The sequence below is a fragment of the Xenorhabdus mauleonii genome (assembly GCF_900113945.1).
GTDB lineage: Bacteria > Pseudomonadota > Gammaproteobacteria > Enterobacterales > Enterobacteriaceae > Xenorhabdus > Xenorhabdus mauleonii.
This window is the reverse complement of the sequence record NZ_FORG01000006.1, coordinates 218,156-232,124: the sequence shown is the minus strand read 5'-3', so window position 1 is coordinate 232,124 and position 13,969 is coordinate 218,156. Positions and strand designations below refer to the sequence as shown.

General features: G+C 43.3%; 13 protein-coding genes, 1 tRNA gene and 1 pseudogene. 11 read left to right on the top strand and 4 right to left on the bottom strand.

What is annotated here, in order from left to right; translation table 11 throughout:
- The first annotated feature begins 152 nt into the window (after nt 1-152).
- Both BM100_RS08580 and BM100_RS08575 read left to right on the top strand, forming a co-directional pair.
- Nucleotides 153-446, top strand: coding sequence for a pyrimidine/purine nucleoside phosphorylase (locus tag BM100_RS08580; protein WP_092509923.1), 294 nt, complete (start codon nt 153-155; stop codon nt 444-446).
- Nucleotides 439-1,449 (top strand): Gfo/Idh/MocA family protein, encoded by a 1,011-nt coding sequence (locus BM100_RS08575; RefSeq protein WP_169924676.1) that lies wholly within the window; start codon nt 439-441, stop codon nt 1,447-1,449. Before BM100_RS08580 ends, BM100_RS08575 begins: the two co-directional genes overlap by 8 nt.
- Before the next feature lie 74 nt (nt 1,450-1,523).
- Here BM100_RS08575 and BM100_RS08570 read toward each other — a convergent pair whose 3' ends face one another.
- Nucleotides 1,524-2,726 (bottom strand): BaiN/RdsA family NAD(P)/FAD-dependent oxidoreductase, encoded by a 1,203-nt coding sequence (locus BM100_RS08570; protein WP_092509919.1) that lies wholly within the window; start codon nt 2,724-2,726, stop codon nt 1,524-1,526.
- Between the two features lie 298 nt (nt 2,727-3,024).
- On the opposite strand from BM100_RS08570, the gene pitA reads away from it, so the two are divergent.
- Nucleotides 3,025-4,515, top strand: coding sequence for an inorganic phosphate transporter PitA (pitA, locus tag BM100_RS08565; protein WP_092509917.1), 1,491 nt, complete (start codon nt 3,025-3,027; stop codon nt 4,513-4,515).
- 127 nt (nt 4,516-4,642) lie between these two features.
- Here pitA and uspB read toward each other — a convergent pair whose 3' ends face one another.
- Nucleotides 4,643-4,972 (bottom strand): universal stress protein UspB, encoded by a 330-nt coding sequence (gene uspB, locus BM100_RS08560; RefSeq protein WP_092509915.1) that lies wholly within the window; start codon nt 4,970-4,972, stop codon nt 4,643-4,645.
- A gap of 527 nt (nt 4,973-5,499) precedes the next feature.
- Between uspB and uspA the strand changes: the two genes are divergently transcribed.
- The 6 genes from uspA to BM100_RS08535 all read left to right on the top strand — a co-directional run bounded on the left by uspA (nt 5,500) and on the right by BM100_RS08535 (nt 10,108).
- Nucleotides 5,500-5,931: a universal stress protein UspA gene (gene uspA / locus BM100_RS08555; protein ID WP_092509913.1), complete on the top strand. Its 432-nt coding sequence runs from the start codon at nt 5,500-5,502 to the stop codon at nt 5,929-5,931.
- A complete protein-coding gene (locus BM100_RS23010; protein ID WP_175494929.1) occupies nt 5,918-6,073 on the top strand; it encodes a hypothetical protein in 156 nt (51 codons plus the stop codon). Before uspA ends, BM100_RS23010 begins: the two co-directional genes overlap by 14 nt.
- A 130-nt stretch (nt 6,074-6,203) precedes the next feature.
- Complete coding sequence (gene gdhA, locus BM100_RS08550) at nt 6,204-7,547, top strand: NADP-specific glutamate dehydrogenase (protein ID WP_092509911.1); 1,344 nt, start codon at nt 6,204-6,206, stop codon at nt 7,545-7,547.
- Nucleotides 7,548-8,064: 517 nt separating this feature from the next.
- A complete protein-coding gene (locus BM100_RS08545; RefSeq protein ID WP_092509909.1) occupies nt 8,065-8,706 on the top strand; it encodes an ABC transporter ATP-binding protein in 642 nt (213 codons plus the stop codon).
- Nucleotides 8,703-9,428 (top strand): hypothetical protein, encoded by a 726-nt coding sequence (locus BM100_RS08540; RefSeq protein ID WP_092509907.1) that lies wholly within the window; start codon nt 8,703-8,705, stop codon nt 9,426-9,428. Before BM100_RS08545 ends, BM100_RS08540 begins: the two co-directional genes overlap by 4 nt.
- Nucleotides 9,428-10,108 (top strand): hypothetical protein, encoded by a 681-nt coding sequence (locus BM100_RS08535; protein ID WP_092509905.1) that lies wholly within the window; start codon nt 9,428-9,430, stop codon nt 10,106-10,108. The genes BM100_RS08540 and BM100_RS08535 overlap by 1 nt, the downstream gene beginning before the upstream one ends.
- 141 nt (nt 10,109-10,249) lie before the next feature.
- Here BM100_RS08535 and rsmJ read toward each other — a convergent pair whose 3' ends face one another.
- Together rsmJ and prlC are read right to left on the bottom strand one after the other, a co-directional pair.
- Nucleotides 10,250-10,993, bottom strand: a complete 744-nt coding sequence (gene rsmJ / locus BM100_RS08530) for a 16S rRNA (guanine(1516)-N(2))-methyltransferase RsmJ (protein WP_092509903.1) — start codon at nt 10,991-10,993, stop codon at nt 10,250-10,252.
- A 5-nt stretch (nt 10,994-10,998) separates the two neighbouring features.
- Nucleotides 10,999-13,041 (bottom strand): oligopeptidase A, encoded by a 2,043-nt coding sequence (gene prlC / locus BM100_RS08525; protein ID WP_092509901.1) that lies wholly within the window; start codon nt 13,039-13,041, stop codon nt 10,999-11,001.
- Between the two features lie 227 nt (nt 13,042-13,268).
- Here prlC and BM100_RS23005 point away from each other — a divergent pair.
- Nucleotides 13,269-13,363, top strand: a tRNA-Sec gene (locus tag BM100_RS23005).
- Nucleotides 13,364-13,652: 289 nt separating this feature from the next.
- Nucleotides 13,653-13,847 (top strand): annotated as a pseudogene (locus BM100_RS08515) (virulence RhuM family protein); the annotation flags it as partial.
- Between the last annotated feature and the right edge of the window lie 122 nt (nt 13,848-13,969).

The following is a 13,969-nucleotide window of genomic DNA, read 5'->3' as shown; positions in this document are numbered from 1 at the left end:
GATACGCGAAAATGAAAACCTCATTTTGTTAAAAGATAACATCTTGAATATAGCCCCGTTCCGGTGGTTATAGCTCATTTTTTGTTGCAAAGAAAAATTGCACAGAAAATTAAATATCAATGACGCTTATATTGAAAGGCTAGGGAGAGAATATGTCTGAGCTTTTGCAATTCAAAGATACGTATATTTTTTTTGATGGCAAGGTGGTGTTGAGAAATTTTCTGTCGGAGGGTGTAAAAGTAACGATGGGATATATGGCGACCGGAGAATTCCGGTGGCTAGCTGAAGAGCCTGAACGATTTCATATTCTCTCTGGCAAGGCGGAATTTATTGTTGGCAGTGATAAATTGATTGCAGAACAAGGCCGTGAAGTTTTTGTTCCTGCTGGCTCCACCTTTACAGTGAATGTTTCAGAGCCTCTCGATTACAGGTGTTATTATGATTAATCTCGGCATTATAGGCACAGGCTTAATGGCTGGAATTATAGCCGATAGTTGCCGTAGTGCTGATATTAATGTATTGACCGTTCTTTCAAGAAATATTTTAACGGCTCATGGTTTTTGTGCGAAACATGGTATACCCGAAAAGCAGGGAACGATAAACGAAGAACGCTTTTTTTCAGCCCCTAATCTGGATGTTGTCTATATTGCTACGCCTACGGCAGAAAAAGAAAAATTTCTCAGGCTCTGCCTGCAATATAACAAGCACGCTTTAATTGAAAAACCTTTCCCTAATACCGCGCCCATGCTGGAACTTCTTCAGGAAGCTGATAATAAAGGGCTGGTATGGTTAGATGCTGCGCATTTTATCCATGCTAAGTGGTATGAAATGCTCGATTCTCTAATCATGGAAAAAGTAGGCATGATTGATAGGGTTGAGGCCTCATTTTTCTGGCCGGATCAGAATAAAGGCCAGATTAAATTCAATCCTCTTCTCGAACCTGATGGGGTAATGGGGGATCTTGGGTGGTATCCGCTACGGTTGATTAGCAAGTTTATCCCTTTTGAAACCATCACACATGGTTCAAGTCTGTTATTGCGTGATAATGGTAATGCGATCGTAGAAATGAACGTCAGTGGTCATGCAGAGGATAATATTACCTTTATCGGTGCGGCTTCTTATCGTGGTTCCGTTGTTAAACAACGGTGTGAAATTTCTGGCACACTTGGAAGGCTAATACTGAACGACTTCGTGATGCCCTATTGTGGCTCATTTGTCTATGGCAACCTCTCGCCAGATATGTGCATTGAAATTGAGCACGGAATGAAGCCGTTATTAGATCGTGAAAGCATGAGGATTTCTTTACCGGAACGACAACACGTTACCATGCTGAGAAACTTTTCCCGCTTTATACACTCATCAGATTCTGAGATGCTTAAATCGCTACAGACTGAATGCAAAAGAACAATGCGCCTATCCGGCTTTATCAGGGAACTGTCGCAAGGGTGATGCCATTTCCAACGTACAGACAGATGGTGTTAGTATCCACTGACTCCACCTGTCAACGTGAACATTCCGTGATTTTATTTCTGCTTCTCTGACGCCAACGCTTGTGCGCAAGCCCAAGCCGAACTCCAAGCCCACTGGAAGTTATAACCACCGAGCCAGCCGGTAACATCAACCACTTCGCCAATAAAATATAATCCCTTCACTTTATGCGCTTCCATTGTCTTGGAAGATAGCTCATTGGTATCCACGCCACCCAGAGTCACTTCTGCTGTGCGGTAACCTTCTGTGCCATTCGGCTGTACCTGCCAGCATTGCAGGGTGGTGATCAGCTCCTTTTGTTGGGCTGCGTTCAGTTGCTTGAGCGATACCTCCGGTAATTGCCCAAGCGACTGCAAACATTCGACGAGACGTTTAGGCAGTAGTTTTGCCAGCGCGTTTTTTAAACTCTGATTCGGATGAGAATCCCGCTCTTGTTCCAGAATGCCTGCCAAATCTGTATCGGGAAGTAAGTTAATACTCACATATTCTCCGGGTTGCCAGTAACTGGAAATCTGCAAAATGGCTGGGCCAGACAGGCCACGGTGGGTAAACAGGATATTTTCCCTGAATACAGTGCCATCTTTTGCCGTGACAATAGAAGGAACAGCAACACCGGAAAGTACTTGTAGTTGCTCCAGTAGAGGTTTATGCAGAGTAAAAGGAACGAGTGCCGCACGTGTTGGCAGGATATTAAGCTCAAATTGTTCTGCGATACGATAACCGAGAGGGGAAGCGCCCAAGCCCGGCATGGACAATCCACCGGAAGCCACTACCAGTGAGTGCGTACTTACTTCTTTCCCTGCTGCGGTAACGACAAAACCCGCTTCTTTCTTTTCAACATGCGTGACTTCACTGCGCAATCGAATGGTAACCTGTCCTTTTTCGCACTCTTTCAACAATAAATCCAAAATTTGTTGTGCCGAATCATCACAGAAAAGCTGCCCCAACGTTTTTTCGTGATAAGGAATGTTATGGCGCTGTACCAGATCAATAAAATCCCACTGAGTGTAGCGAGCAAGTGCTGACTTACAAAAATGGGGATTGGCAGAAAGGTAAGCTGCGGGTTCGGTATACATATTGGTAAAATTACAGCGCCCGCCTCCGGACATCAAAATCTTGCGACCCGCTTTTTTGCCATTATCCAATACCAGAGCGCTTAACCCCGCTTGCCCCGCCTGAGCCGCACAAAACAAACCAGCCGCGCCAGCACCGATAATAATTACATCATATTTTTCCATTAATTAGTCTCTTTTGGCCGAGTTTTTTGTAGGAAATTACTGCATAGTGGGGGCAGCGTTCACGAACTACGGAGAAAAATGCGTATTTGGTTTAACTTTTTGCCGTGAAAAATAATTTTTCATTAAAAAAATATCAAAACATTAAAAGAAGATAATCAATTGATATTATTGATAAATGCAAATATTTTGCTGACACCATATTGTCATTAAATCAAAAAAAGGTCATATTTCTCTTTTCCCGCTAACGTTTGTCACTGATAATGCGCGCGTTCATGTCCTACTAACTGGCTTAACGTTTATGCTACATCTGTTTACTGGCCTGGAATTTTATACCGGCCTTATGTTAGTACTTGCTCTGTTGTTCGTGCTTTTCTATGAAGCCATCAATGGGTTTCATGATACCGCAAACGCAGTAGCAACTGTTATCTATACCCGGGCGATGCGCTCGCAGCTTGCCGTTGTTATGGCAGGCGTTTTTAACTTTTTGGGTGTTCTCCTTGGTGGATTGAGTGTCGCTTACGCGATTGTGCATCTATTGCCTACGGATCTTCTGCTGAATGTCAGTTCCTCTCACGGGTTAGCTATGGTCTTTTCCATGCTGCTGGCGGCAATTATCTGGAATTTAGGCACATGGTATTTCGGCATTCCAGCATCCAGCTCCCATACGTTGATTGGTTCAATCATCGGTATTGGCCTGACCAATGCGATAGTGACCAGCTCTTCTGTGGTGGATGCGCTGAATATTCCGAAGATGATACAGATTTTCATGTCCTTGATCCTGTCTCCTCTGGTTGGTCTGGTGATTGCCGGAGCGATGGTATTTTTGTTGCGCCGTTATTGGAGCAACACAAAGAAACGTCGTCGCATTCACATGACGCCTGCTGAACGTGAAAAACAGGATGGTAAACGTAAACCACCATTCTGGACACGTACGGCGCTGATCCTTTCCGCTGTTGGGGTGAGTTTCTCCCATGGTGCAAATGACGGCCAGAAAGGTATTGGTCTGATCATGCTGGTTCTGATTGGTGTCGCGCCTGCGGGCTTCGTCGTCAACATGAACTCAACCAGCTATGACATTGCCCGTACCCGCGATGCCGTTGTTCATTTGAAACAGTACTATGTTCAGAATGCTCCCGCGCTGGCTCATGCAATTGAGCTGAATCCTGCGTCTCCTGGGGTTGAAAACCAATTGGATATGGAATTCCATTGCGATAGCGCACGTGCTGAACAGGTGTTGAATAGTGCTGAAACCATGCTGGGGAATATCCAGAATTACAGCGAGTTGACACCGGATCAACGTAACAGCATGCGCCGCATGCTGATGTGTATCGCAGATACAACAGGTGTCGTGGCTAAATTGCCGGAAACCAGCCTTGAAAACTCCCGTTTCCTGAATACGCTGCGTAAGGATCTATTGAATACGGTGGAATATGCGCCGTTGTGGATCATTGTTGCAGTGGCATTCGCATTGTCTTTGGGAACGATGGTGGGTTGGAGGCGTGTAGCTGTCACCATTGGTGAGAAGATTGGCAAAAAAGGCATGACGTATGCCCAAGGTGTTTCTGCTCAGGTTACTGCTGCAGTCTCTATTGGCGTTGCCAGTTACACTGGTATGCCCGTGTCTACAACGCAGGTACTTTCTTCTGCGGTTGCGGGAACAATGCTGGTTGATGGGGGTGGTGTTCAAAGCAAGACCATCAAAAACATCATGCTGGCGTGGGTACTGACACTGCCGATTTCCATCGGATTGTCAGGCCTGCTGTACTGGTTTGCCCTGAAACTGATTTAATGGCGTAATCGAAAACGTAATAAAAAAGGGTTGGTTATTGCATGATTGCAAGCCAACCCTTTTGTATTTTCATTTGCCTTCTTTCCACGTTAACTTCCTGGGGTATCACGCTATCCTAGCGGTCTGCTTAAATGACGTTGACGATAAGACACAGCGCAACGACTCCACATAATATTTCCGTCAATATAAATTGCTTCCTTAATCTTTCGCACTGAGAAACGACATCGGGATCGTGATGATTGATATAACTTTGTGAATTGATATAGCGCACTAACCGAATCTGTTTGCTGAATTGACCACCGGCCGTGAAAAAACCGTTACCGTCAACGGATTGATACAGCATGGGGTCAGACTCACGTAAAATTGACAGGAGCACACGGAGTGAAGAGAAGTAGCGTAGCATGTTCACAATGCAGATTAGGCCAATAGCCCAAAAGAATGCCATAGTATTAAACATACTTCCTATATGAATACATCCCGTTTGTAAGGCAATAGTCATTTGTCATGAAGAGTAACTTCGTCATAAATAGTCACTTTGTCATGACTACTGTTGTCTCAGCAACCTTTCTGCATTCACCCTGTATCGTTGAAAGTTAATAGGTAACAGTGAAATGCCATCAATGGGGCCTGACACTGGCGTAATCATTCTCCTAATTGTCGCGGTTGCAACCGCCGCCAATAAGTGGGAATTAATCGAAAAAAAATTTCAATTCGAATAGTCACTATATTAAATATTAGGCAGAAATACAGTGTTTTGCGCATTTATGTTCAGGTGAAAATTAACACATCATGTAGATTGAATTCAGGTAAATCCCACGATAAATTTTTCAGCGATATGAGATATTTCAATTAGTTAAAGAAGTAAAACAATAAGTTGTGATCAAAACAACACTCAAGAGAGTGCTTAAGAAGTTATAGTATAAATATCAAATCATGGCGTTTATGCTGCCAGTCTATTTAATCGACGTTATGGAAGGAGTTCTTATGGCTTACAAACATATTCTTGTTGCGGTTGATTTATCCCCGGAAAGTCGGATTTTGGTGGAAAAAGCTGTATCAATGGCTAAACCGTACAATGCCAAAGTTTCCCTGATCCATGTTGATGTTAACTACTCAGATCTTTATACCGGCCTGATTGACGTTAATCTTGGTGATATGCAGGAGCGCATCGCGGATGAAACCCGTAACTCCTTGAAAGAGCTGTCTGCCAGCGCAGGTTATCCTGTTCAAGAAACGTTAAGTGGTAGTGGTGATTTAGCTCAAGTTCTTGTTGATGCTATCAAGCAATACGATATGGATTTAGTCGTATGTGGCCACCATCAGGATTTTTGGAGCAAGTTGATGTCTTCAGCCCGCCAGCTTATTAACACCGTTCATGTTGATATGTTGATTGTCCCTTTACGTGATGAAGAATGATACGACGAAGAATAATCTCCGGTTGATTATTTATTCTATAAAATCGCCTGCTTATGCAGGTGATTTTTTTGCTGATAAAAAAGAAGATGAAACTGATTTAGAAATTGTCAAAGTTATTTTTGAGGAAACCAATAAAAAATAGTTGTTGAAATTTCAGCATAAAATAGTGATATATTCAGAAAGCAAACCGTAATCACCTCACATTTTCGACAAAAAAATAATATGAAAATAGTTGAGGGTCATCACATCTGTATGACAGAAGGAAGCTTTAAATGAATGTTTCATCATCTTTAGTCTCGTTTCTCGATTCAATTCAATACCATCATCCACATCAACCAGAATATTTACAGGCAGTGCGCGAAGTGTTTACTTCTCTCTGGCCTTTCCTTGAACAAAACCCGCAATATCGCGAGCAAGGATTATTGGAACGTCTGGTTGAGCCGGAACGCGTGATTCAATTCCGGGTCTGTTGGGTTGATGATCAAGGCAAGGTACAGGTTAACCGCGCATGGCGGGTACAATTCAATTCAGCCATTGGGCCATTTAAAGGTGGGATGCGTTTCCACCCTTCTGTAAACCTTTCTATTCTGAAATTCTTGGGCTTTGAGCAGACATTGAAAAATGCGCTGACCACCTTGCCAATGGGAGGCGGGAAAGGCGGTTCTGACTTCGATCCCAAAGGTAAAAGCAACGGAGAAATCATGCGGTTCTGTCAGGCGTTGATGACAGAACTTTACCGGCATTTGGGGCCTGATACGGATGTGCCGGCGGGTGATATTGGTGTGGGAGGGCGTGAAGTTGGTTTTATGGCGGGCATGATGAAAAAACTGTCCAATGACACTTCATGTGTTTTCACGGGCAAGGGGCTTTCTTTTGGTGGCAGCCTAATCCGTCCTGAAGCGACCGGATATGGGCTGGTTTATTTCACCCATGAAATGCTTAAACGCCACGATATGGGTCTTGAAGGCATGCGGGTATCGGTATCGGGTGCCGGAAACGTTGCCCAATACACCATCGAAAAATGCATGGAACTCGGCGCGAAAGTCATTACGGCATCAGACTCTGGCGGTACTGTCTTGGACGAAGATGGTTTCACGCCGGAAAAGCTTGCCCATCTTGAAGAGATCAAGAACCAGCGTTACGGTCGAGTGGAAGAATATGCCAAAGAGCGTGGCTTAATTTTCCTCAAGGGGCAGAGTCCGTGGGAAATTCCGGTTGATATCGCCCTGCCTTGTGCGACTCAGAATGAGCTGGATTTGGAAGCAGCGAAGACACTGATTAAAAATGGTGTAAAAGCCGTTGCCGAAGGTGCCAACATGCCAGCAACAATCGCTGCTACGGATGCATTCGTTGAAGCGGGCGTTTTGTTCGCACCGGGTAAAGCGGCCAATGCGGGAGGTGTGGCAACATCGGGTCTGGAGATGGCACAAAACGCGGCACGTCTGAGCTGGAAAGCGGAGAAAGTGGATATTCGCCTGCATCACATTATGCTCGATATCCACCATGCCTGCGTAGAATATGGCGGAGAAGGTAAACAGGTCAATTACGTACAAGGTGCTAACATCGCGGGCTTTGTGAAAGTCGCGGATGCGATGTTATCGCAGGGCGTTGTGTAACCCGGCATGGGGTTTGTTCGATGCTTGATGTGCTGTATAACTTCAGCCTTGTTTAAGAATGGCAGTACCACAACTTGAATTCCATTGAAGCCGTTACTGGGAAAATGTAGAAAACTTTCAGTGACGGTTTCTTCCTTTTAAATCCTCAAGAAATCACCTTGCGTTATCATTTCATCAATTGATATAGACAGGTACTGAATTATTCCCGCGGTGATAACAGTCTGATAAGCGCATTTAATGTATGTCGTTCATTGTCGGGAAGAAGGACAATTGGATATTGATTGACGGATATGTAAGATAAATTTGATTCATATACTTGGTTCATATCATTCTAAGATAGGTCAAGGATACAATACTTAAAAATCATCGGGAAAATAATAATTATGTGTGTATATGAGCATCCTAATTATAATATAAATCCACCAACAGATGATGTTTCTCTATATCCATCCAATAATGCCATGAAGTGACTTAAATTTGACAATGAGAGTAACTATTTAATATAAAAGGATAACGGATGCTTGAAGTTACCGATATTTATTATAATAACGGAAGTCTCAATGTTATTAATTCTCTGTCCTTTTTATTAAAAGATGGGAAATTTCTCGCAATCACCGGTGAAAATGGGAGTGGTAAATCAACATTACTCGATATACTGTCAACGGTACTTAAGCCATCAAGTGGTCAGATATTTTTTCAAGGCAAGGAAGTCTATGGTGATCTGTTTTGGTATCGGAGGCAGATAGGCATTTCTTTTGGTGCTCCATCCGGTTTTTATCCCCGCCTGAATGCAATAGATAACCTCGTTTTGTTCTCTTTTTTAAAAGGCAATAAATTAACAGAGAAGGAAGCCAAAAAATTGGCTTTGGCTACCGGACTTAAAGAATTGGATATTGATAAACCTTATGCCAATTATTCATTGGGAATGCGCCAAAGATTACATTTAGCAAGAGCATGTCAGGCATATCATCCATTATGGATTTTAGATGAACCTACCAATGGTCTGGATAGTGAAGGAATAGGTTTTTTAAGTGCTAAAATACAGGAACATTGCGCCAATAATGGTATGGTCATCTGTGTTTCTCATAATAAAGATTTTATCGCAAAGCATCGTCACCAAGAGGTTAAATTGTTAAAACATGGAATAGATAACCAATGAAAAACAATTTTATAAGCGAACTGGTCTTTTTTACGAAAATTCAGTGGAAAGAAAGAATTGTAACATCATCGTTCTTGATAGGGATCAGCTTGCAAAGTATTATTTTTGCAATTAGCTGTTATCTTTATAATGGAGATCACAACAGTGCATTGTTTTTTACCATAAGAGCCGGCTTATTTACGTGTATTGGCATATTACTGTTTTCCGCCATGTCCAATATATCTAATGAATTCAAATTTGAAACTATTTCGTATGCGATTTCATCAGGAACACCATTTTATAAAATAATTTTATTGAAATCGGCTGCTAATGGTCTTATCAGTTTACCTGCCATAGTTATCCCTTTTTTGGGCTATCTGATGCGTGACGTTAACTTTCAGATTGAAATCATTTTTTATATGATTGGCGAATTATTGTTTGCCTGCGTTTTTTGTTTTGTTATCTCTTTTTTCATTAACCTATGGAAACAACCTGTTTTGGCTTTACCGTGGTTTGGCTACATCATGTTTATTATTGGGCTGGATTTGTTCAATATTCCTTATTTCAATATATTATCAATGTTATTTCCTTCATATTGGTTATTGCAAGATATTGCTTTCCCCAGTGTTTTTTTCTTTTTTTTAACGATCTTCATTTGGCTTTCGAGTGTTTATTGGCTGAATAAGAAAATAAGCCATAAGCTGGAGGGATATTTACAAGATGGTAGAATGAGGATGAGCTGATGAGAATAAGTGTTTTGATTTTTAAAAACTACTTGAGGCAAATCACCATTAAAGAATATCTCATCATGGCGTTGATTCACGTTCCTCTTAGTGTTGTTATTCTGGTTATGGTATTTGCTGAAAAACAAGATACTTTCATCAATGTCTTTTTAAATAAATATCCTTATTTATTTGCATCTCAGTCGTTTATTTCTGGCTTGTTATCTTGGGATATCGAGATTTATGCGGGCATCTACCCCTATATGCATGCAAAACCCCATAAATTAGTCCTCTCAAGAACACTGTATTTTGTGATGAGAATGCTGCCAATCACTTTTTTTTCTATCCTGCTATTTATTATTTTTGGGGAAAATTTATACGGTGTTGTTCATATTTTATTATTAATGGTGGTAATGGGATTACTCGGTATTGGTTTTGCATTGTCTTATGGTTTCAATTCTGAAAAATCACTAAATAATATTAACCACTTGAGTATTTGGATACTCTCTCTGACTCCCGGCATAGCGATACCGGTAAATAGTGGGTTATCACCCTATTTATCCTTAATTTTTCCGCAAAATGTTTCATCCGTGGATGAGTTTATGATTGAGTTATTGAAATTGGCGAGTTATCTGACTCTTGCCGTGTTTTTAATTTATAAGGGATGCCAGCCTTCCGGTCGGATGTATTTCAGAAAATAGCCCCATATATACCCGTCGTACTTCAAGATGCATTTATGTTCTCCCCGCGACGCGGGGAGAACATAAGTTGCTTCCTGCAATTTGAAGTTAATTGCGTATAAGCAGATATAGGGCTTATTTTTTCGTTCAACAAGGGTACATTCAGCAAGGGTAAATGTCGAAACGGTGATTTTTGGTTGTAATGGCGGCAGAGGCTTTAACGCCCGCCAATGGCTCGGCATAATCTGGCCGTTTTACTACAACCCGGCGTTTCGCCAGTGCACGGGCGGGTTCCAGTAAACTGTCCGCATCTTCATCGGCACCGACCAGCGATTGGAAAACCCGCATCTCTTTTTTAACCAACGCGCTTTTTTGCTTGTGCGGATACATAGGATCAAGATAAACCACATCCGGAGGCGGGGTGATATCCGTCAACGCGGTAATACTTGAAGCATGGATCAGCGTCATGCGCTCTTTCAGCCAACTGCCGATCTCCTCATCCTGATAGCCACGTTGCAGGCCATCATCCAGCAATGCAGCGACCACCGGATGGCGCTCCAGCATTCGGACTTGGCAACCAATGCTGGCCAATACAAAAGCATCGCGGCCTAAACCAGCGGTCGCATCCACTACCGTGGGCAAATAATCTTTTTTGATGCCGACAGCTTTCGCAACCGCTTCACCACGGCCACCACCAAAGCGGCGGCGATGAGCCATCGTTCCGGCAACAAAATCAACAAAAATCCCGCCCAGTTTGGGTTCATCGCGCTTACGCAATTCCAGCCGTTCGAGAGTCAGAACCAAGGCCATAGCTGAATCTTCATCGTGCAGCAGACCCCAGCGTTCAGCCAATAACGATAAGGCGCTGCTGTCAGCGCCTTCTTCACAAATCAAACAAATCTTCACAAGTTTTATCCACCGATGCCGTAGCTCTTCAGCATAGCATCCAGTTTTGGTTCGCGGCCACGGAAACGTACAAACAGCGTCATTGGATCCTCTGAGCCGCCACGGGACAAGATATTGTCGAGGAACGACTGACCCGTTGTCCGGTTGAAAATGCCTTCTTCAGAGAAGCGGGAATAGGCATCCGCAGCCAGAACATCAGCCCACAGATAGCTATAATAGCCTGCTGCATAGCCGCCATTGAAAATATGGCTGAAGGAGTGCGGGAAACGGCCCCAATCAGGCGATGGCACAACAGAAACCTGCTTCTTCACTGAACGGAGTGTTTCCAGAATTTGCGCACCTTTGGCTGGGTCATATTCCACATGCAGACGGAAATCAAACAAACCGAACTCAAGCTGGCGCAGAATACGCATCGCGGCCTGATAATTTTTGGCTGCCAGCATATTATCCAGCATCTCTTTTGGCAGCGGCTCCTTGGTTTGATAATGGCCGGAAATAAATTCCAGTGCCTCAGGCTCCCAACACCAGTTTTCCATAAACTGACTTGGGCATTCCACTGCATCCCACGGTACTCCGTTGATACCGGAAACATCCAGCGTTTCAATCTGAGTCAGCATTTGATGCAATCCGTGACCAAATTCATGGAACAGCGTGGTGACTTCACTGTGTGTGAACAAGGCAGGTTGATCGCCGACGGGTTTATTGAAGTTACAAGTCAGATAAGCAACCGGATTTTGCACTTCACCGGAAGTGTGGCGCATCCTTTCGACATAACTATTCATCCATGCACCGCCGCGCTTATGCTCACGGGCATAGAGATCTAAATAGAAGCTGCCGCGCAACGTCTGCTTATCGTCATACAGATCGAAGAAACGTACATCAGGATGCCAGGTATCAACACCTTGGCGCTCTTTGGCGGTGATGCCATAAATACGGCGAACAACCTCAAACAGCCCTTCCAGCACACGTTGCTCAGGGAAATAAGGACGCAGTTCTTCATCATTGATGGAGAAATCATGCTGTTTTTTCTTCTCAGCATAATAGGCCAAATCCCATGCTTCCAGCTCATCGGCCCAGTAGTGAGATTCTGCGAACTCAGCCAAATCATCCAACTCATCTTTACCTTGTTGATGCGCGCGTTTAGCTAAATCATTCAGGAAATCGAGTACTTGCTGAGGCGTTTTCGCCATTTTGGTCGCGAGGGATTTTTCAGCATAATTCTTGAATCCCAGCAATTGAGCGAGTTCATGACGCAACGCGAGTAACTCCGCCATGATTGCACTGTTATCCCACTTGCCGGCGTCAGGCCCTTGATCGGACGCACGGGTAGTGTAGGCGTAATACATTTCTTCGCGCAGGTCGCTATCATCTGCATAAGTCATGACTGGCAAATAGCTTGGCGCATTCAGCGTGAACAGCCACCCGTCTTGCCCCTTGGCTTCCGCGGCGGCTTTGGCTGCGGCTTTGGCGCTATCCGGCAGCCCGTCCAGATCACACTCATCGGTAATCAGTTTGGTCCATCCCATCGTGGCATCCAGCACGTTATTGCCGAATTTCGCACCAAGTTCAGATAAACGGGCGGTAATCTCGCCGTAACGTTTTTGTTTTTCTTCCGGCAGACCAATACCTGTCAATTCAAAATCACGCAGGGTATTTTCAATCACTTTTTTCTGTGGCTGGGAAAGCGTTTCGAAAGCTTGACTTGCTTTCAATGACTTATAGGCTTGATACAACCCTTTGTGCTGTCCGACCCAAGTATCGAACTCAGAAAGCAGGGGAAGGCTCTGTTCATAGGCTTCGCGCAGCTCAGGGCTATTCTTGACGGCATTCAGATGATCGACAGGAGACCAGACACGGGAAAGTTTATCTTTCTCTTCAGAAATTGGCTGGCACAGATTATCCCAAGTAAAAGTGGAATTTTCTGACAAAATCTTCTCAATTACTTGACGGTAGTTAGCTAACGTCTCTTTCACAGCAGGCACGACATATTTTGGTTCAATTGCAGAGAACTTAGGCAATGCAGAAGGTGTCAGTAACGGGTTAGTCATAATGAGCGCCTTATATGTGTAGTAGGGTATAGGCTGAAACCAGCCATTGATATCCCAATGGGTTGTTGACGATAGATGGGGATAAGATACAGTGAGTTCAATGCTAATGCCGCACTTTTATGCGAGTAATCAGGCTCTTTTTATATCAGATATCTGTGAAGCAACAGAGAAGTTTAGATATCTCGCGAGACGCGCTATAATCCCTGTCCCTCATTAGTTTCCTTAATGGAAGATCATCGTCCCCGGTGGGGCGGCTGGGCTTCAAATCCAGATGGGGCCGCCAGCGGTCCTCGGCAGGTTCGACTCCTGTGATCTTCCGCCACTCAAGTGCTGTTAAATATCACTAATTCCTTAATAGATATGTAATTAAACTACTTGGAATTCTATTAATACCGATTTAGTTCAGCCCAACGAAATCCGTTTATAGGGCATATTGGGGTATATTTATTTGTATAGGAAAAACAATATTACCAAAATTCTAAAATTGGCTAAGATGCCGATAGCAGGTAACTAATGGGTTTGAGTATTTTTATATTTATTTTTCTGGGTATATTAGTACTATCGGTTCTTCATCTATCTGAGATAATGTCTAGTAAAACGGAGGCAATTTAATGAGTGATAATCTTTCCGAAGCACCTCAGGGCGAATTTATTTTGTTCCGAAGTGATGATGGTCAGACACACGTTGAATGCCGTTTTGAGTCAGATACTCTCTGGTTATCTCAAGCAATGATTTGTGAACTTTACGGTAAAGCAAAAGCCACTATAAGTGAGCATATCAGTAATATCTTTGCGGAGGGTGAACTCGTTGTCATTAAATTCAAGTGGATTTTTATCCAATGGGGACATAAAAAATGTTGCGCCACTAAAGAAACATTCGGAATTTAACTTACAATAACAATCAATCAATATTTTCTTTTTCTACAAAA